25 protein-coding genes and 1 other RNA gene are annotated in these 20090 nt (G+C 28.3%); 6 read left to right on the forward strand and 20 right to left on the reverse strand.

The annotated features are described in order from the left end of the window. Positions 1 to 8 precede the first annotated feature (8 nt). Positions 9 to 644 (forward strand): hypothetical protein, encoded by a 636-nt coding sequence (locus ABHC41_RS03025; RefSeq protein ID WP_195236804.1) that lies wholly within the window; start codon positions 9 to 11, stop codon positions 642 to 644. Positions 645 to 686: 42 nt separating this feature from the next. Here ABHC41_RS03025 and ABHC41_RS03030 read toward each other — a convergent pair whose 3' ends face one another. Next, entirely contained in the window at positions 687 to 1808 is a 1122-nt protein-coding gene (locus ABHC41_RS03030; RefSeq protein ID WP_271892045.1) for a hypothetical protein, read from the reverse strand. A 177-nt stretch (positions 1809 to 1985) separates the two neighbouring features. Between ABHC41_RS03030 and ABHC41_RS03035 the strand changes: the two genes are divergently transcribed. After that, positions 1986 to 2996 carry a hypothetical protein gene (locus ABHC41_RS03035; protein WP_271892046.1) on the forward strand — a complete coding sequence of 337 codons (1011 nt, stop codon included), beginning with the start codon at positions 1986 to 1988 and terminating at the stop codon, positions 2994 to 2996. Between the two features lie 37 nt (positions 2997 to 3033). Here ABHC41_RS03035 and ssrS read toward each other — a convergent pair. After that, a non-coding RNA gene (ssrS, locus tag ABHC41_RS03040) (6S RNA) lies at positions 3034 to 3218 on the reverse strand. Positions 3219 to 3301: 83 nt separating this feature from the next. After that, positions 3302 to 4111 carry a hypothetical protein gene (locus ABHC41_RS03045; RefSeq protein WP_243239958.1) on the reverse strand — a complete coding sequence of 270 codons (810 nt, stop codon included), beginning with the start codon at positions 4109 to 4111 and terminating at the stop codon, positions 3302 to 3304. A gap of 205 nt (positions 4112 to 4316) precedes the next feature. Between ABHC41_RS03045 and ABHC41_RS03050 the strand changes: the two genes are divergently transcribed. Next, on the forward strand, positions 4317 to 4757 hold the full coding sequence (locus tag ABHC41_RS03050) for a hypothetical protein (protein ID WP_092927320.1): 441 nt from the start codon (positions 4317 to 4319) through the stop codon (positions 4755 to 4757). A gap of 36 nt (positions 4758 to 4793) precedes the next feature. On the opposite strand, the gene ABHC41_RS03055 is transcribed toward ABHC41_RS03050, so the two are convergent. The 12 genes from ABHC41_RS03055 to ABHC41_RS03110 all read right to left on the reverse strand — a co-directional run bounded on the left by ABHC41_RS03055 (position 4794) and on the right by ABHC41_RS03110 (position 14838). Beyond that, entirely contained in the window at positions 4794 to 5435 is a 642-nt protein-coding gene (locus tag ABHC41_RS03055; RefSeq protein WP_092927322.1) for a cyclodeaminase/cyclohydrolase family protein, read from the reverse strand. Positions 5436 to 5449: 14 nt separating this feature from the next. Next, entirely contained in the window at positions 5450 to 6715 is a 1266-nt protein-coding gene (hutI, locus tag ABHC41_RS03060) for an imidazolonepropionase (protein ID WP_092927324.1), read from the reverse strand. Between the two features lie 4 nt (positions 6716 to 6719). Next, positions 6720 to 7613 (reverse strand): glutamate formimidoyltransferase, encoded by an 894-nt coding sequence (ftcD, locus tag ABHC41_RS03065; RefSeq protein WP_092927326.1) that lies wholly within the window; start codon positions 7611 to 7613, stop codon positions 6720 to 6722. An 81-nt stretch (positions 7614 to 7694) separates the two neighbouring features. Further along, positions 7695 to 9734, reverse strand: a complete 2040-nt coding sequence (locus ABHC41_RS03070; protein WP_195580830.1) for a urocanate hydratase — start codon at positions 9732 to 9734, stop codon at positions 7695 to 7697. Between the two features lie 21 nt (positions 9735 to 9755). Further along, positions 9756 to 11324: a histidine ammonia-lyase gene (gene hutH / locus ABHC41_RS03075; protein WP_166504886.1), complete on the reverse strand. Its 1569-nt coding sequence runs from the start codon at positions 11322 to 11324 to the stop codon at positions 9756 to 9758. A gap of 154 nt (positions 11325 to 11478) precedes the next feature. Continuing rightward, positions 11479 to 12489, reverse strand: a complete 1011-nt coding sequence (locus ABHC41_RS03080; RefSeq protein ID WP_166504885.1) for a LacI family DNA-binding transcriptional regulator — start codon at positions 12487 to 12489, stop codon at positions 11479 to 11481. A gap of 245 nt (positions 12490 to 12734) precedes the next feature. Then, positions 12735 to 12929 carry a hypothetical protein gene (locus ABHC41_RS03085; protein ID WP_092927334.1) on the reverse strand — a complete coding sequence of 65 codons (195 nt, stop codon included), beginning with the start codon at positions 12927 to 12929 and terminating at the stop codon, positions 12735 to 12737. A 137-nt stretch (positions 12930 to 13066) separates the two neighbouring features. Further along, positions 13067 to 13252, reverse strand: a complete 186-nt coding sequence (locus ABHC41_RS03090; RefSeq protein WP_092927336.1) for a hypothetical protein — start codon at positions 13250 to 13252, stop codon at positions 13067 to 13069. A 154-nt stretch (positions 13253 to 13406) separates the two neighbouring features. Then, on the reverse strand, positions 13407 to 13595 hold the full coding sequence (locus ABHC41_RS03095) for a hypothetical protein (RefSeq protein WP_092927523.1): 189 nt from the start codon (positions 13593 to 13595) through the stop codon (positions 13407 to 13409). Between the two features lie 198 nt (positions 13596 to 13793). Continuing rightward, entirely contained in the window at positions 13794 to 14006 is a 213-nt protein-coding gene (locus tag ABHC41_RS03100; protein WP_092927338.1) for a hypothetical protein, read from the reverse strand. Between the two features lie 175 nt (positions 14007 to 14181). Further along, positions 14182 to 14385 (reverse strand): hypothetical protein, encoded by a 204-nt coding sequence (locus ABHC41_RS03105; protein WP_092927340.1) that lies wholly within the window; start codon positions 14383 to 14385, stop codon positions 14182 to 14184. A gap of 51 nt (positions 14386 to 14436) precedes the next feature. Further along, positions 14437 to 14838 (reverse strand): hypothetical protein, encoded by a 402-nt coding sequence (locus ABHC41_RS03110; RefSeq protein ID WP_092927342.1) that lies wholly within the window; start codon positions 14836 to 14838, stop codon positions 14437 to 14439. Between the two features lie 150 nt (positions 14839 to 14988). Between ABHC41_RS03110 and acpP the strand changes: the two genes are divergently transcribed. Continuing rightward, positions 14989 to 15216, forward strand: coding sequence for an acyl carrier protein (acpP, locus tag ABHC41_RS03115; RefSeq protein WP_092927344.1), 228 nt, complete (start codon positions 14989 to 14991; stop codon positions 15214 to 15216). Positions 15217 to 15260: 44 nt separating this feature from the next. On the opposite strand, the gene ABHC41_RS03120 is transcribed toward acpP, so the two are convergent. The 3 genes from ABHC41_RS03120 to ABHC41_RS03130 all read right to left on the reverse strand — a co-directional run bounded on the left by ABHC41_RS03120 (position 15261) and on the right by ABHC41_RS03130 (position 17654). Next, positions 15261 to 15485: a hypothetical protein gene (locus ABHC41_RS03120; protein WP_092927346.1), complete on the reverse strand. Its 225-nt coding sequence runs from the start codon at positions 15483 to 15485 to the stop codon at positions 15261 to 15263. Positions 15486 to 15723: 238 nt separating this feature from the next. Beyond that, a complete protein-coding gene (locus ABHC41_RS03125) occupies positions 15724 to 16728 on the reverse strand; it encodes a nucleoid-associated protein (protein ID WP_092927348.1) in 1005 nt (334 codons plus the stop codon). A gap of 23 nt (positions 16729 to 16751) precedes the next feature. Beyond that, positions 16752 to 17654, reverse strand: a complete 903-nt coding sequence (locus tag ABHC41_RS03130) for an RluA family pseudouridine synthase (RefSeq protein WP_092927350.1) — start codon at positions 17652 to 17654, stop codon at positions 16752 to 16754. A 278-nt stretch (positions 17655 to 17932) separates the two neighbouring features. Here ABHC41_RS03130 and ABHC41_RS03135 point away from each other — a divergent pair, with 278 nt between their 5' ends. Beyond that, positions 17933 to 18733 (forward strand): NAD(+)/NADH kinase, encoded by an 801-nt coding sequence (locus ABHC41_RS03135; RefSeq protein WP_092927352.1) that lies wholly within the window; start codon positions 17933 to 17935, stop codon positions 18731 to 18733. 22 nt (positions 18734 to 18755) lie between these two features. Further along, positions 18756 to 19316 carry a phosphodiesterase gene (gene yfcE / locus ABHC41_RS03140; protein WP_092927354.1) on the forward strand — a complete coding sequence of 187 codons (561 nt, stop codon included), beginning with the start codon at positions 18756 to 18758 and terminating at the stop codon, positions 19314 to 19316. Positions 19317 to 19364: 48 nt separating this feature from the next. On the opposite strand, the gene ABHC41_RS03145 is transcribed toward yfcE, so the two are convergent. After that, complete coding sequence (locus tag ABHC41_RS03145) at positions 19365 to 19571, reverse strand: hypothetical protein (protein WP_141664393.1); 207 nt, start codon at positions 19569 to 19571, stop codon at positions 19365 to 19367. 55 nt (positions 19572 to 19626) lie between these two features. Next, on the reverse strand, positions 19627 to 20090 hold a 464-nt coding region (locus ABHC41_RS03150), incomplete at its 5' end, for a hypothetical protein (protein WP_347553578.1).

A 20090-nucleotide genomic window follows, 5' to 3' on the forward strand; every position in this document is an offset into this window, starting at 1 on the left:
AGGTTATTATGAAAAATATTAATCCATTTTATATATATACAGATAAAAATGTTTTATATATTAAAAATATAAATGGGCAAACAGAAAGATTATCTCACAATATACATTCTTATTGCGCAACTATAGATAATTCTAGTAATATACATATCTGTGCACTTGACACTAGGGGTAGACTAAATCATTTTCTCAAGCACAATGGCTCTTGGAAAAAAAAATCTATTTTGAAAGCCCTTAATACTACAAAAAATATTAAGGATATGAGATTGTATTCTATTGATGATTCCTTAAATGTTTTTATCGTCGAAAAATACCCTCTATCAGATAATTTGCATAAGCTATCTCACTTTAACTTTGATGTACCTAATTATCGATTATCTAAATATATAATTGATAATGTTCTAAAAGATAATGGATACTTTTATAAACTTGATATAGATGATTTTTCAAATATAGTACTAGAATATAAACCTTCTTCATCTTCTGATCGAACTACATCTAAACTTTTTTTTAATAGTAGTTCTAAACAATGGTCTAAATCTAATATTGAAAATACCATTCATTCAAGTAGATGTTCAAATGAAGGTAAAACAACTATAAAAGATGATATTTTTGAATATTGTTATGGGATAACATATAAAATATGAAAAAGAGCTATCTAAAACAGATAGCTCTTTTTCCTTTATATACTATTCTCCACAACTTCCAAAGTCACAAACTTTAGAGAATGTATCTACAACTCTTGGTTGCACACCATTTGGTGAAGTTAAAACAACTAGTTGCTCATTAATTAAAGTACTGACATTATTTTGTAAGCAAAGTATTAAATCTATATCATTTGGTATGCTTAATTCACAATGACATTCACAATCATCATGATCTATACAGCTTAGTAAAGCTTTTCCGATACAATCTACTGTTAAATGTGTTTGGAATTCTTGTCTTAATGTAAATCCTCTTCCATCTGATGGCACACCTATTGGTGCTGATAATGTATTAAATAAGAATTCAACATCACGGCATCTCTTAGATTGACCTCCATGGCATTTTACAGCAGGAAATGCAAAAGCTATAAATTCTGTGCATCCGCATCTTCCTCTTAATTCTAGTACTAAATCTTCTACAAGTACACTTAATCCTTTTTGTTTATATACTACTGATTGTCCTTTTCCCCTATTACAACATCTTCTATGTGTTTCTCCACATACTGCATATTCAAAAGTAGTTTCACATCTTTTTCCTACTGTTGGTTCTAACGGTTCTATATCAAAATCTTCTAAAGTTGTCATTCCTGTATTTATTATTATTCCATTATGGTTTATACAAATTTTTTCTATTTCTACATTTACTTGACCTACTCTAGGTATTGGACCATTTATTTCTACTAATTCAACATCAAATACTAATGGAGCACCATTTGGAGCTGTTGCATCTGTAAATGTTTGAAATACCATAGTATCAAATATCCTATTGGCCTCAATTACAACTGGTACACTGTTTGATACATTAAATCTTGGTGGATTTATAGGACCAAGACACTCAGGTCCACATTTATTTTTTATACATGTATCAGCATCTGGTTCACAAGGCTCACAGCACTGTGGTTCTGGATGACATACACACTCGCACTCGCACTTCATATTGTGGTTACAATCTGAATGTTTATCACAGTTTGAGTCTTTTTTACATCCACATCCTCTAGTTAAATCATCATCTACTTCTTGACTTACATGTTCTTCTAAACAGTCGTTTTCCATTTGATCTATATGCTGATTAGGAACTCTTTTTCTATTTCTTTTTAAATCTTGCATATAATGTCCTCCCCTTAAATGAATTATTGTTAATATTCAGCTTTTCACGCTTAATAAATATTATGCATTTAACTTATGATTTGTTACTTACTTGTACTTCTATTTACTAAAACTAGAATAATTTTCTATTATGACAATATACATTTAATATGAATTAATTTACAGGGAGATGATTTTTTGGGTTTTGTTAATGATTGCCATACAATAATTAGACGTTCTAACAAGGATATATTTAGATTTAGAACATCTAATGTTTTAACTTATGATTATTTTGATACCTATAGTAATCTGATCAAATCAACATATATTACAGATAAACCTTTAGATTTTACCAAGTTTTATTTTAACCTAGATAATAATGATAACATATATGGTATTTACATAGATAATAGCTTAAAATTAGTTGATATAAAAAATTCTGAAACTACATTTACTAATTTTGATGTGTTTACTTATAATAGCAATAAGTTTACTTTATTATTTCCTTATATTAAAAAATTAGATAATGAAATTCATATTTTATACTATGTTTATAGCAATGATAGCGGTAATATTTGTGCACTTATTCACCATCATAAATTAAATGGTGTTTGGACGGAAAATAAAATAGATTTTATAAATAATACTATTTTAAATAATTTCACAGTGATTTGGATTCAAAACTCACCTACAGTTTTTTACCTAAACCTCGTAAACGGATTTGAAGAAGTTTTTATGTCAAAGTTTAATTTAAGTACTTCAACTTGGTCTAAGCCTTCTCAATTAACTAATACAAGAAAAAATAAAATATACTTATCTGTATTAAAAGATAGCCTAAACTTTTGTCATATAGTATTTTGTGAAAATGTTGATAATGGGTATGCTGTTAAATATATAAATGGTTATTTAATGGATAATAAACTAGATATTAATATATCTAAATATATAACAGGTTCTTCATCCTGCATGTATCCAAGTATTATGAAATTTAAATCTGATATATATATTATGTGGGTTAACTATAATAGATTACATACATCTATTTCAAATGATTTAGGAAAGACTTGGAGTGATCATAAGATTGATGAGTTTAGTTTAGAGGAAGAGTTTACTAGATCTTTATTTTACTCTAATTATAAATATGACTTAGATTACAATACAACTTCAGTATTTACTACTTTTGATGACATAGGTATATTGGGATTTTAAATTAAAAGAGTGTTGCTTTTGCAACACTCTTTTAATTTAAAATCCCGAAACACCGTTAGCTTACGTAAATTCATACCCGAGATACTCCCAGGTGGGTGACCTGCCAATAACTTTTAACTTCCCAGTTAAAAACTAGGCTTGTTATCCATCATTAGACTTAGTCTCCCTTATAACATTTGTCGGTTGAATTTAAATAAGCAATATCGTATGCTTCAGGATTTTATATACTTATTATATAACAAAATCAGTAATTTTAAAAGTAGTTTTATATAGTAATTAATGAAATATTAAGATATATTTCCATATTACTCATCTAAATCATCTATGTACTCACAAAAGTCGTCATCATCTTCATTAAAATCATCATATGCATCATATTCACTATCATAACTATAATATTTTTTATCATCTTTATCATCATCGACTCTTAAAAGGCTTCCCAATAATTTTAAATTATTCATGCTTCCCAAATTATTTAAACTCGCTAGAGAACTTATACTAAATCCATTTTCTTCTATATCATCTGGTAAAAATAATTCTGCAAATAAATCTATTTTCTTTTTCATATCTATAGCCTTTTCTATAGATTCTTTCCTTTTTTCAGGAAAAACTTCTAAAATTTCCCTAATCATCATATTCTTCTTATCTTCCTCATCCATACATCTAAAAAAGTTTGTTTCTTCTTCCTCGATATCCTCTATTGAACTAAGTTTCTTTATTCCCCTAACTAAGTCTAATACACTCTCAATCTTAACTAAAAACTTTCTTTCATCTTGTGACATATACTTTTTAGTTCTAGTTATTATTTCCATGCCACGCTCTAAATCTTCATCACTTAAATCCATAAGTTTTAAACCTTTATTTATATCATTTATACTAAATGCAATAGAATTATTATTTGAATTATCACTACTCTTTTTTCTTCTTTTTTTATTAACTCTTACTTTTTTTGTTTTATCTCTACTATTTCTATCATTTTTTTGAGTCATATCAATATTTTCCTTAACCCCCTTTGATTTAGCTTTATTTTTATTATCAAATAAGGATAAATCTCCTAATGATATATTCCCGTTACTAAGTGCAATCATTCCAAGTATTAAAAGTAGATTATTCAATAATCGTCACCCCTTAAAATATACTTCTCCCTCATATATATTTATGTTTTATTTGTTATTAGTGTTACTTTTTTTTATTTCGTGTGCATATATATTATCTATAGAAATTTTTATCTAAGATAGAATCTCTTCACATTTTATAATTTTTTCTATATATAAATAGTATGAGAAAAATTCAATATATATTATAGAAAGGGGCATTTTTATGAAAAAGATAAATGCAGAAGCTTTAGAGAAAATGGCTAAAGAAAAAAATATAGATAAAGATAAAATAGAACAAATTGCTGACAGCTATAAAGGTAAGTCTGAAGGTGAGTTAATGGATGAACTAATCAAAATAGGTCAAACTCTAAAGGGAAGAGATGAAGTTGTCTCTAAATTTAAGACTTTCCTAGATGAAGAACAGCGAAATAAACTAGATGTTATAATGAAAAAAATATCTGATGCTGAAATTGAAAATAAAATTAATGCTAAGAAATCTAAAACTAAAAAAGGATCTGGAGCTTCTACTAGTGAATCTAAAAATTCTAAATCTAGTAAAAAGTCTAAGCCTAGCAAAAACAAAATATCTTCTCCTAGTGAGTCATCTTCCCCAGCACATCCAAAAAAAGTAGTTAAAAAAGTCAAAAAAACTAAAAGACCATAAATAAAAAAAGCTATCCTAAAATTAGGATAGCTTTTTTTAACTTATTTTAGAATGTATATCCTCTATTACCTTATCTTTAATCTTATTTCCTAGCTCTAATATTTCACCACAACATTTAGTATAGTGATTTTTTGTATTATCATCCTTAATACTAGATAAATTTACCTTTACATTAAGTATAGCACCTTCTAACCCTGTATAAATCATTAATGTCCCTACACCTATATCTGTTATGGCATTTTGATTTCCATAAGTAGCTATATAATCTACTAATTTTAATGCTTCTAGTGATAATTCTGCTGTCTTATACGGAACTTCTATTGAAAATAAAGTTGCATCTTGAATTGCACTATTTCTATTTTTTATTTCTTCCTCACTATTTTTAGGCATTTTTAAAGCCTTCATAACTTCATTAAATGCTTCTGTATCTTTATCAACTAAGTTTACTAGTTCTTGCCTTATATCTGATAGTTGATTAAATATATTTACAAATTCTATTCTTATAGCTTCATCTAAATTTTCATATTTTTTCTTTCCAAAACTTAAATGAGCCATCATTTTGCAAAGTCCTACCCCTATATTACTAGCTAAAGCAGCTACTGAACCTCCACCAGGAGCTGGTGAGCTAGAATCTACTTCATCAGAAAATTCATTTAAACTCATATCTATTAATTTCATACTTTCCCCATCCTTTAATTGTTATAACATACACGCTTATCTTTTACTACTAGTTTTCCATCTTTATAAACTCTATCTACATGGTTTATTCCAAAGTGATACATTAAGTATTCTATATTAGGAGAATCAAATATAACAAAATCTGCTCTTTTACCGACTTCTATTGATCCTATTTCATATTGCCTATCAATACAATACGATGCATTAATAGTTACTGCATTTAAAACTTCATTTGGAGTCATTTTCAATCCTAAACATCCTAATTGCATTGCAAATTGAAGATTTTCACTTGGACAACTCCCTGGATTATAATCACTAGATATAGCTACTCTAACACCTAAATCTATCATTTTTCTTGCATTTGCATATGATTTATTTAAATTAAATGATGTTGCTGGAAGAATATTAGCTACTACATTTTCTTTTGCCATCATTTTAATACCATCTTCACTAGCTGCCATTAAATGGTCGGCTGATATACAGCCTAATTTTGCAGAAAGCTCTGCTCCTCCTAGTGATACAATCTCATCAGCATGAATTTTTAGTTTATATCCACATTCCTTTGCCTTTTTAAGTATTAATTCACTTTCTTCTATTGAAAATACACTATCTTCACAAAATACATCGCAAAATTCAGCTAAATCTAATTCCTTTATCTTCTTCATGTCTTCTAATATTTTAAATATAAACTCATCATGATTTTCTCTATATTCTAACGGTATAGCATGTGCTCCTAAATATGTATGTACTAAATCTATAGGATGATCATTATCTAACTCTTTTGCAACTTCAAGTTGTTTTATTTCTGTATCTAATTCTAATCCATAACCACTCTTAGCTTCTACTGTTGTTACTCCAAACTCTAACATTCTATCTAAGCTTTTTTTAGCTTTATCGTATAATTCTTCTTTAGTAGATATTTTAGTAGCATTAACCGTGCTTAAAATTCCTCCACCTTGTTTTAATATGTCTATATAAGAAACACCCAAAAGTTTCTTATAAAATTCATTTTCTCTTGATCCGCCATGCACTAAATGAGTATGTGAATCTATAAGCCCTGGTGTTACTAATAAACCATTTGCATCTACTACCTCTGTTTTTTCATCTATCATGCTATGATAATCATCTTTACTTCCTATTGAAATGAATTTACCATCTTTTATTGATATATATGCATCTTCTATCATTTCTATATTGCTCATATCTTTTTTACTTTTAGTTTCATCACTTTTACAAGTAGCTAATTTACCAATGTTTTTTATAATCAAATCTGCTATCATACTATTACTCCATCAAACTAGTTTCTAATACTTTTTCTAAATCAAAGTTTTCTAATCCTAAATAATAAGAAGCAACATCTATAAGTGCCTCCATAGGGCAAAGTCCTACTACTTCACTTCCAGTAACATTTACTCCAAACCTTCTAGCTTCCATTTTTACAGCTTCAAAAGCCCTATACATACTAGTTTTTGTGTAATCAGTTAGATTCATCGTTACTTGAGTAATTTTTCTTTCTGGTATTTCAACAGGTCCCGCTTTTATATACCTATAACCTCCGCTTGAGTGTCTAATAGTTTTAGCTATTTTATTTGCAATTTCTATGTTATCAGTATCAAGGTTTATATTATATGCAATAAGAGGTCTCCTAGCACCTATAGCTATTGCACCTGCGCTTTCATGCTTTTTAGCTTCTCCAAAATCAGGTATCCAATTGCTATCTTTTAGCTTTTCATCTAAACCTTCAAATTCTCCTTTTCTTACGTTAGCAAGATTTTGTCTATCAGGTTTTGTCGCTGCATCTTCATATAAAAATACTGGTATACTTAATTTATCTGAAACTTCTCTTCCAAGTTCTTTAGCTAAATTGACAGCATCCTCCATAGTCATATCTTTTATAGGTATAAATGGACAAACATCAGTTGCACCAAATCTTGAATGTTGCCCCTTATGATTATTCATATCTATTATATTTTTAGCAACTTCTATAGACTCAAACACTGCCTTTTTAACTTGTTGTGGTTCTCCTATAACTGTTACAACCAGTCTATTGTAATTTTTATCAGCTTCATAGTTTAATAGCTTTACACCTTCTTTTTTTCTTAGTGGTTCTACTATTTTCTCTATTTTTTCTAAATCTCTTCCTTCACTAAAATTTGGTACGCATTGAACTACGGCCATATACTTCCCCCCCTATAACTTTATATGTTTTATATAGAATTTAAAATTTATTATGTGGTTAATATTTTCTATAATAATTTGCTAAAAATTTAAATTCTCTATAATCTCATCTATAACTTCTTCTTCTACCAAATATGGTAATGTTATATGATCTTTGCCTTTACACATTTTATTATATTCAATAACTGTACTTATAGAATTTTCATTTCTAGCCCATGCTCTTCTTGCAACACCACTCATAACATCCCAAGGCATAGAACTTCTTAATATATCGTCAACTCTTAAAGATCCATCTAATACCATTCCAAACCCGCCATTTATAGATTTACCTATACCAACTCCTCCTCCATTGTGAAGAGCTACCAAACTCATTCCTCTTGCACAATTACCTGCAAAACAATGAGTTGCCATATCAGCCATTATATTACTTCCATCTTTTATATTTGATGTCTCTCTAAATGGAGAATCTGTACCTGACACATCATGGTGATCTCTACCTAACATTACTGGTCCTATTTCACCTTTTCTTACCATGTCATTAAATTTAAGTGCAATGTTAGTTCTTCCCATAGCATCTTGATATAATATTCTAGCTTGAGTACCTACAACCAAAGCGTTTTTCTTTGCATCTCTTATCCATATCCAGTTATCTCTATCTTGATATCTTCTGTCTGGATCTATTATCTCCATCGCTGCTTTATCTGTTTTTTCTAAGTCTTCTTCTTTTCCTGATAGGCATACCCATCTAAATGGACCATATCCATAGTCAAACAATTGAGGCCCTAGTATATCTTCAACATATGATGGGAATATAAATCCATCTTTTTCATCTACTTTATTTTTTGATATTTCCTTACACCCTGCATCATATATAGCTTTCATAAAACTGTTACCATAATCAAAGAAATATGTTCCTCTTTTATTAAGTTCTTTTATCAAATTAAAATGATTTACTAGAGTTTTATTTACAAGTTCTATAAATCTAGTTTTATTCTTATCTAAAAGCTCTGTTCTTTCTTCAAATGTAATACCTTGTGGGCAGTATCCTCCATCATAAACAGCATGACAAGATGTTTGGTCAGAAAGTAAGTCTATAAATATGTTATTATTAACAGCATATTCTAATAAATCTACTATATTTCCATGATATGCAATGGCACATTCTTTTCTTTTGTCCATATACTCCTTCGCTAAATTAAATGCTTCTTCACAGGTATTAGCAATTTTACTAACCCAACCTTGATTATATCTTGTTTCTATTCTTGAATAATCAACTTCAGCTATTATACCTACTCCACCAGCAATTTCTATAGCCTTACCTTGAGCACCACTCATTCCTCCAAGGCCCGAAGTTACAAATAGTTTGCCTTTTAAATCTTCTTCCTTCCCTAAACCTAGTACTAATCTTCCTGCATTTAAAAGTGTTGAATAAGTTCCATGAACGATTCCTTGCGGACCTATATACATCCATCCTCCAGCTGTCATCTGTCCATAATTTGAAACACCTATAGCAGCTGCTCTTTTCCATTCTTCTTGGTTATCAAACATTCCTATCATAAGACCATTTGTAAGTATTACTCTTGGGGCATCTGGTTTTGACTTAAAAAGACCTAATGGATGGCCAGATTGTATAACTAATGTTTGATCTTCAGTTAAAACTTTTAGATACTCTTTAACCAGTACATATTGCATCCAATTTTGAAACACTTGCCCTGTTTCTCCATAAGTTACAAGCTCATATGGATAAAGAGCTATATCAAAATCTAGGTTATTATCTATCATAACCTGAAAGGCTTTACCTTCTATACATTTTCCTTCATACTCTTCTATAGATTTTCCTTTTATATTTCCTTTTGGTCTAAATCTATATCCATATATTCTTCCCATTGTCATTAGTTCTTTTAAAAACTCTGGTGCTAATTCTTCATGATAATTTTCAGGTATATATCTTAATGCATTTTTAAGCGCTAACTTTATATCCTCTTTAGATAGTTTTGCCTCTCTTTTTGGCGCTCTTCTTATTCCTTTAATAAATTCACAATTATCTTTAGGTATTTCATTAATTTTTATAGACATTCCTTCAAATATTTCTTGATTTAAAATATTTAATGTTTTCTCCATTAGCATCCTCCTTATAGTGCTTTATATAAAACTTACTTCTGGAATTTCTTCATTTACTAAAATATCTTCTTCTATAGCTTCTTCTACTTTATCAATTATTAAATTTGAAATTATTATATCTTCGCATTTATCAATATCTTTATACATTATCCTATCTTTATCAACAAATGGTATATTATCTCTCACAACTTTATAGGCAGCCTTACTTCCTACTCCTAAATTATTATTTTCTCTTAAATCTATGGCTTGGACTGCTCCTAATATTTCCATTGATAATACTTTTCTAGTATTTTTCATTATTTCTCTTGCTTTTCTAGCTGCTATAGTTCCCATAGAAACATGATCTTCTTGATTTGCTGATGATGGTATTGAATCTACACTTGCTGGATGTGCTAAAACTTTGTTTTCAGATACTAGAGATGCTGCACTATACTGCACAATCATAAATCCTGAGTTTAATCCACCTTTATTTACTAAAAATGCTGGCAAATTATGATTTATTGCTGGGTTTACTAATTTTTCTAATCTTCTTTCTGATATATTAGCTATCTCTGCTAATGCTATTGATAAAAAATCAAAAGCTAATGCCATTGGTTGTCCGTGGAAGTTTCCACCTGATATAACTTCTTCTTGATTTGGAAATATTATTGGGTTGTCTGTTACTGAGTTGATCTCTATATTTACTTTATTTTTAACATATTCTATAGCATCTTTGCTAGCACCATGTATTTGAGGAGAACATCTTAATGAATATGCATCTTGTACTCTTATTTCTCCTTGTTTTGTTGTCATTTCACTATCTTTAACTATATTTAATATATTTTTAGCCGTATTTATTTGACCTTTATGTGGTCTTACTCTATGAACCTTCTCGTCCATTGCACAAGATATTCCATTTAAACCTTCCATAGTTAAAGCTAATGCTATATCTGCATGCTTTAATAGATTTATGGAGTCATATAGTGTTAATAAACCTATTGCCGTCATAACTTGTGTTCCATTTATAAGAGCTAAACCTTCTTTATAAGATAAGTCTTCTAATATATCTATGTTTGCTTTTTTCATTGCTTCTTTTGAAGGTAATCTTTCACCTTTATATATAGCTTCACCTTCTCCTATCATAGTTAAAACCATATGAGATAGTGGCGCTAAATCTCCAGATGCACCAAGTGAACCTTTCTCTGGTATTATAGGATGTACTCCTTCATTTACCATACTTATTAATACTTCTAATGTTTGTAATCTTATCCCTGAATATCCCTTTGACAAAGCATTTATTCTAAGTAGCATAATAGCTCTTACTATTTCTTCGTCTAGTGGATTTCCCACTCCACAAGAATGACTTATAATTAAATTTCTTTGTAATTCTTTTGCGTCATCTTTAGATATAACTATATCTGAAAATCTTCCAAAGCCTGTAGTTATTCCATAAGATACTTTATCTTCTTTCACGAATTTATCTACTAAAGCTCTAGATTTTTGAATATTATCTATAGCTTCCTTACTAAGCTTTACCTTATAATCATTCCTTGCTACTTTTACAACATCTTCTATGGTTAAATCATTTCCATTTAGTGTAATTATCCCCACAGCGTAACCTCCCCAATGTAAAAATATATTCTATTTAAAAGACTTCTATACTTTTTTATGCAATCCTCCTTAATAATAATTAAAATTATATGATATAGCTATAATAAAAAAGTGTCCTAAAATAATGCTAGTATTATTTTAAGACACTTTTTTATTATCTTTCTATTACACTTTCTCTTTCAACTATTCTGTATGGTAATTCTATTTTCTTTTCGTCTAACTGTTCTTTATTTATCATTTTGATTACCATTCTTATAGCTACAGCTCCCATATCATATAATGGTTGATGTACTGTAGTTAATTTTGGTCTATACATATTAGCTATTTTTACATCATTAAATCCTGCAACTGATATATCTTCCGGTACTTTATATCCAGCATCGCATATTGCATTTATGGCTCCTATTGCAGCTTCATCTCCCGTTACAAATGCTGCATGAGGTATTATTCCTTCATCAAGTAGTTCTTTCATACTTTCATATCCAGCTTCATAAGTAGTTCCACCATATTTAACTAAGCTCTTATCTAATTGTATATTTCTTTCATTTAAGGCTTCTTCATATCCCGATAATCTTTCCATTTCAAGTACTGTATCATCTTTACTAGTCATCACAAATGCTATTTTTTCATGCCCTTTATCTAAAAGATATTTAGTCATATCATAAGTAGCTTCTTTATTACTTGTACTTACTGTATATATATCATAATTTCTTGCTGTTTTACTTATATAAGTTGCTGGTATTCCACAGTTTTGTATATAGTTTATATGATCTTCTTCTACTTTCCAAGATATCATAACGATACCTTCAACTTGTTTTGCTCTTAGTAAATTTATACTTTTTAATTCTTGTTCTTTATTTGAGTAAGTATTAGCTAATAATATCTCATAATCATACATTTTAGCTACTTCCTCTATACCATTTAATATTTCATTTACAAAAGAATCCGATACTTCTGGTACTATAACTCCTATTAGCTGACTTTTTTTAGTAACTAAACTTCGAGCTAGAGGGTTTGGTATATAACCTGTTTCCTTTATAACATCTAAAACTTTTTGCTTTACTTCATCAGTAACTGGTTTTGAATCATTTATAACTCTCGATACCGTAGATATAGAAACTCCAGCTCTTTTTGCCACATCTTTTATAGTTATGTTGCTTTTCATTTTAGTTCCTCCTTATACATATTTTATGTATTTTAAAGTTTAATCCGTCTACTTTCTTAAATTTTAATTTTACCATATATTATAAATTTTATAAATATTTTAAGACGATTATTTATTAGTTTTATTATGTAATATAATTTTTATACCCAAAAACAGCGTATTAATTTACCTTCATAAGTAAATATTTTATCTCTAAATTAAAAAAAAAGCAACGGTATTTAACACCGTTGCTTTTTTGGTAAATATTAACAGCAATCTCCGTCTTCGAAAAGACCTCCACAAGAACATGTTATTAATAATAATATTAAGAATGGTATCCAATCAGTTATACAAATCTCACTCCAACATTCTTGGAAAGCTAAGAATAAGAAGAATAATACTATTATCCACCAAGCTCCACCTGCGAAAAATCCACAATCTCCAAAAAATCTATCTAGCATAACAAATTCCTCCCTTTGATAAATTTTTTAATGAATTAACTTTTAGATGTCTATACATAATCTAAAATTTTGTATAGTATATAATATGAATCTTTTAAATTTTTGTTACTCATAATGTTTTTTATTTTTTAATTTTACTAACAATCTCCTCCAATTTCTCCACAACTACAAACTATTAATAGTAATATTAAGAATGGTATCCATTCAACTATTTCTATTTCACACCATTGTTCTCCAAATACTAAGAATAAGAAGAATAATATTATTATCCACCAAGCACCTCCAAAGAAACCATCACAACCACCAAATAATCTATCTAACATTTTGCTACCTCCTGTTGTTATTATAATTTGAGTTTTCACTCTTAACATATAATATGCAAGAAATTAAATTTGTGATATTAGTTTGTATAATTTTTATTTTTATAATTTAAAATAAAAAAACAAAAGAATGCAAAGCACTCTTTTGTTTTCTTATTTAGCATCCACAGTCGAAGTTAGCCTCACAGCATCCAAAATCTCCATCATTAACTCCTACACATGAACACACTATTAATAATAATATTAGGAATGGAATCCAGTCAGTTATGCATATATCGCTCCAACATTCTTGGAAAACTAAGAACAAGAAGAATAGTATTATTATCCACCATCCTCCTCCTCCCATACAATCAAAAACTCTACTTAATTTGCTACTCACAAAAATCCCCCCTACATAAGAATAATTCTTTAGTGAAGTATATTTATGTCTCGTTAGGGCTTTTGCCCACTTAATACATAGTATGTAATTTTTCAAAAAGTGTTATTATTTTTTTATAATTTATAAAATTTTTTGTTAATAAAGAACTCTAAATAGAGTTCTTTATTAACAACATCCACATCCACAATCAAAATCAAAATTAGTCAATAAAAGTATTATAAGAACTATCCAAATAATACCCATATCATCACATAATATCCATTCAAGAAGATCATCTCCTAGTAAAAGTATTACACCTATTACTATCAATACTATTAGACCAGTGTTGCCAAATAATCCTCCTCCAAAGAATCTTGATAATCCTTGATCTGTTGACATTAATATCCCACCTTTAATTTTATGAATAATAGTATATTACTAACTATTTAATAAATATTATGTAATAATGTGTAAAATTGTTACCCTTTTATTAAATTAAATCATAATATATTTGTCTATTACTAAATTTTTTTACACAAAAAAAGAAATCAAATGATTTCTTTAAAAAAGCTTATTAACAAAGACTTTCATCAAAATTAAATAATAAAAGTAGTACTAATATAATCCACATCCAAGCATTATCGTTTTCTAGAAAGTCATCTAATAAATCTGTAAATATAACAATAAATACTAATACTATAACTATTAGCATTCTATTGTTTAAAATATTATTATTCCCTCCAAACAAACGAGTTAGGGTATCTTCTAATTTTGCCATTAAACCCCCCCTTTTAATTCATGATGTCTTTATTAAATGTATATAAGATTACTATACTAAGTTTTTATTGATTATTAACCTATCAATCTCTCTATCACATAATTTATTGTACTTTTCTACTTCTCCTAAATATATCTTTTTACCTTCTGTCTCTTTTAAGCTTTTTACTAAACTATCTATGGACTTTACCTTATAGTTTTTATAATTATCTATTAAAAATGTTGTATCAGTATTATTTAATCCTTCTTTAAGACTATTAAGTCTTTTTATATAGTCTTGTTTATTTTCTAATACATAATATTCCTTATCTATTATATCTTCTAGTATAATATTTGTTTCTGCCACATAATCTTTAATCTTTTGCATATCTAATGTTACTGAATTATAATAAAAATTTCCTAATATTACTAAAAATACTCCAATTGAAGATATTAGTAAACTTATATACTTCATAACAATTCCTCCTATGTATAAAATTTATATATTAATTTATATTCTCATTAAAAAAGTTTATTACATTTTCTTAAAAACTCTATTGAAAAATTTTTAATATTATATTAAACTACAAGTAAATTTATAAACCGTTTCTAGGAGGGTTAAACCATGTTTGAAAAAATAAAATCAATAATAGCTGAACAATTAGGAATAGATAACACAAATGTAATGACTAAAGATACTTCTTTAATAGAAGATTTAGAAGCTGACTCTTTAGATGCTGTTGAAGTTATAATGGCTCTTGAAGATGAATTTGGAATAGAAATTCCAGATGAGGAAGCTGAAAACTTCAAAACTATAGGTGATATCTGTAAATATATAGAAGATAACCAATAATCTAAAGAAGTAAAGCCGAGCATATGAAGCTCGGTTTTAACTTATTAACAGCAAAAATCATCATGGCAACCATCATTTCTCCCAAGCATAAATACTAAAAATACTAAAAGTATAATCCAAACTAATGAATTATTTTGGTCGAAAAAACAATCTAAGTTTCCATTTGAATTAATTAAAAGAAGTACAACCAATCCTATTATCAAAAAAAATATCATTGGATTATCATCTACAAAATCAAACCCTCTTAACATATCTTTTAGTTGTTCCATATTTACCCCCTTAATATGTAACAATTTTAGTCCTATTATATTTATATGGCTTTCAATAATATATATTGCATGTACACTAAAAATTTAAATTTACTCCTATTAATTAAAATCTTATTTTTAATATGCTTAAATTTCTTGAAATTACTTTACGCTAAAAATTAAATATGTATTTTGAGTTTAATACAAAATATTTGTATACAAAAAGCACCAAAGCTTTATAAGTCTTTGGTGCTTTTTACTACTTCTCTTCGTAAAATCTAATATTTTTTAATGTTATATCTATACTTCCATCTGGGTTTTGCTTTACACTGTATTTCATTGGGTCTTCAAAATCTTCTAAATTTCCTTTTAAATCAAATCCATTATCCGTTTTTATACTTCTTTTCTTAAGCTTTTTTTCAACCCATGTTTTATCTATATTGAAACCTTCATCTAATCCCTTATCTTCCATATGTTCTTTGAAGCTTTCTTTTAGATTTTCATCTTTTATATTATTTTCTATAAAATCATTCACATCTATTTCATGCTTTTCTTTTAATGTATAATTAAGTACACTTCTCATATCTTCTGCTTGTTTTATATTTTCTGTTAATGCATTTGTTATCCAATTTTCCGCTGACTTTTTAAATACCTTCGTCTTATATTTGTCATCATCAATTCTTTCTGCATTTAAGAATTCCTTAATGAACTTTGATTCACTTTCTTCCTTCTCTGCATCTTTATCTAACAATCTTAAATGAAACTCATCATTTATTCCACTTACTCCTATAATTGCACATTGCTTTTGTCTTCCTGTTTCTGGTATACCTATTTCATTTGCAACCATTTGTATATTAAACTTATCATCTATAAATTCTATAGAGTGAGTGTAAAGTTTTTTATAATCTAGCTTAAGTATAGCTACATATTTTTCATCCTTAACTGTATATAAACATATTGCTAAATCACATGAATCTATTTCTGAATTGATTTTCATTATATCAAATAAATATGCTGCTATTTCCTTAGAATTTTCTAAGAAAGTGATTTCATCATATATTATCTGCTCACAGCAATTTTTTATTATATTATTGTTATAATCCTTAAATATTCCTTTTCTTAAATCATCATCTTTAGTTACTCTTTTTATTATTTTTTGGAAAAACTTATCTACCTCAGGATTTATTTTTCCCTCATAGTCATTTAGTATTGGAACATCACTATTTTTATCTAATACATGTATTATAAACTTATGAATTATCATAATCTCACCTCTAATTATATTTGTTATTTTAGCTTATTTATTAAGTCTTCTATATCTTTTGGTAAATTAGCCTTAAACTCTAACTCTTCTTTCGTTCTAGGCTGATTAAATTTTAAGCTATATGCATGTAATGCTTGTCTATTTATGAGATTTTCATCTACATATCCATAAAGCTCATCACCTATTATACCATGACCTATATAGTTCATATGGACTCTTATTTGATGTGTTCTCCCTGTTTCAAGCTTTACTTCTAGTACTGTAGCATCATTTAATCTTTCTAATACTTTATAATGAGTTACAGATTCCTGCCCTCTTTCATCCACAACTCTTTTTATACTATCTTCCGTGGGTCTATATATTGGTTGATTTATAGTTCCAAAATCTTCTTTTACTATTCCTTTTACAACAGTTATATAAGTTTTTTCAACTTTATCTTTGCTCATATCTAATGATAAAGTATGATGTGCATAAGCATTTTTAGCAACTATAACTAAACCAGATGTATTCATATCTAATCTATTTACAAACCTTACTTTAACTTTTTCATTTTTCTTGATTATATAGTCAGTTATCCCATTTGCTATTGTGCTTTCACTATGGCTTTTAGTCGGATGTACCACCATAAACGGTGGTTTGTTAACCATTATTATATCAAAGTCATCATACAATATGTCTAAATTTAAATCTTGTGGTGTAAAATTCGCCATATCTTCTTCTATTTTTACTTCTATTAAATCACCTTTTTTAACTTTAGTACTAGGCTTTTTAAATTCACCGTTTACTAACATACTTTGTTCTCTTTTCATCTTTGATAATGATCTTACAGAGAAATTTAATTTATCTAATAGTATCTCTTTTAACGTTGAATTTTCTTCACTCGTATAAGATATGATATTATACCTTTGTTCTTCCTTTTTAAACAAATCTGCACCTACCTTCTTTTCTTATAACATTATATATTTTATACTATTTTAGATTAATAGATAAGACCTTTTATTATTAATATCTTACTTATATTTGTTTATAAACTTTAAATTTTACTTATTTTTAGTATACATAAATTCTTTCTTTATGTATTATCTTATATATGTACCTCTATAATCAACTATTTGAGTATAAAGAGTTTATTTGTCTACTTTTAATTAACTATAATTTAACCTATTAAGTTATGCTATAATACAAAGTATAGAGGGGTGGAAAAATGAGAAAAATTATAACTGTAAAATCAAATGAACTTAAAAAATCTATTGCAACGAAAAACTTATTAACTAACAAACTGATCTCTGCTGGATTTGAGGTAATCGATTATTTCCATCCAGATACAGAACTTGTTATATCAATTGGTGGGGATGGATCTTTTTTAAAGACTGTTCACGATTTTAATTTTCCTGATGTTCCAGTAGTCGGGATAAACACAGGGCACCTTGGCTTTTTCCCAGATATTTCTCCAGATGATATTGATAGATTTATAACATCATACATAAATGAAGATTATTTGATACAAGATATACCTCTTCTTGGTGCTAGTATCTGTACTGATAAACATTGTAATGATATATTTGCTATAAATGAAGTCGTTGTAAAAGGAGATAAATCTAGGATTATACACATTGACGTAAATATAAATGATAGACATATACAAAAATTTAGTGGAGATGGAATGATTATATCAACTCCTACAGGTTCAACAGCCTACAATTATGCAGCAGGAGGTAGTATTGTTGATCCAAGTATAAGCTTAATGCAGCTTACTCCACTTTATCCTATAAATACAAATGCTTATAGAAGTTTTACTTCTAGTATTATATGTTCTAATGATTCTGTAATAAATATTACTCCTGAATATAGATTTGAAAACTCAATTATAATAGTAATAGATGGAGTCGAGCATAAATTTAATCGTATTTCTAGCATTAAAACTTTTATGTCTGATGTTAAAATAAAATTACTCAGAATGTCAAACTATGAATTTTGGAGTAGGGTTTCTGAAAAATTCTTGTAATCTTAACTTAGGAGGAAATGAAATGAAAATAGGTGTAATGAGCGATACTCATGGAAGTTTACTTTATTTTGAAAAGGCACTAGATGCATTATCTGAGTGTGATGTGATTTTACATGGTGGTGATGTTCTGTACCATGGACCTAGAAATGATATTCCAGAAGGTTATAATCCAAAAGGAGTAATAGCCAAAATTAATGAACTTAATAATATAATTATCGCTAGGGGAAATTGTGACGCTGACGTTGATCAAATGGTTATAAATCATCCTATCCAAAGTCCGTATGTTATGAATCAATTTGGTGAAACTAGAATAATAATGACTCATGGATATACTAAGTCTAAAGAAGATACTATACAAGATGCTAAAAATATGGGTGGAGATATACTTATTCTTGGTCATACTCATGTTAAAGAACTTTATATAGATGAAAATTTAATAGTATTAAATCCTGGAAGTACATCAATTCCTAAAGATGGCACTCATTCAGTCGCTATCATAGATATAAATCAAAGTGATGATGAAGTTGATATGGAATTTAACTTACTAGATATAAATAGCGGTGACGTAATACATATAAATTAAAAGGGAGAGGTTATTTTAGCCTCTCCTCTATTTATATATATCTACTTTTTATTCATCGTTTCCACTTTTTTTAACCGTTTTAGAATCGCTCACTTTTTTACTATTTTTTATTGGTTCACTCTTACTATCATGTTTGCTATCGTGTTTGTTGTCATGCTGGCTATCGTGTTTGCTATCATGTTTGCTATCATGTTTACTATCGTGTTTGCTATCATGCGAGCTTTTACTACTCTGCATTTTTTTTCTAAAATTCATATCCCATATACTCCTTATTTTTTAATAATTATATTTTCCTATTTTCTTGCTAGTCCTAACAACAATTGTTATTGTTATTATCATTATCACAATTATCATCATCGCAATTGTTATTATTGCAATTTATTTCGTCATGTTCAAATTTATGTTTTTTTCCACAACATCCACAAGTAACATATATATTTATAGGTGTATGAACAGTTATTGGTCCTATATTGTTGTTTGCATTTGATTGATTGTTTGCACTAGATTCTGATGTTGAATCTACATCTGCACTTGCATCTGCTGTTGAGTCTGAGTCTGATGTTGAATCAGATGTTGCGTCTGCATCTGCTGTTGAGTCCGCATCTGCTGTTGCATCTGAGTCTGATGTTGAATCCGCATCTGCTGTTGCATCTGAGTCTGATGTTGAATCAGATGTTGCATCTGCGTCTGATGTTGAATCAGATGTTGCGTCTGCATCTGCTGTTGCATCTGAGTCTGATGTTGAATCAGATGTTGCGTCTGCATCAGATGTTG

Origin of the sequence: Romboutsia sp. 1001216sp1 (assembly GCF_039841805.1) — a bacterium.
Classification (GTDB): Bacteria; Bacillota; Clostridia; order Peptostreptococcales; family Peptostreptococcaceae; genus Romboutsia_C; species Romboutsia_C hominis.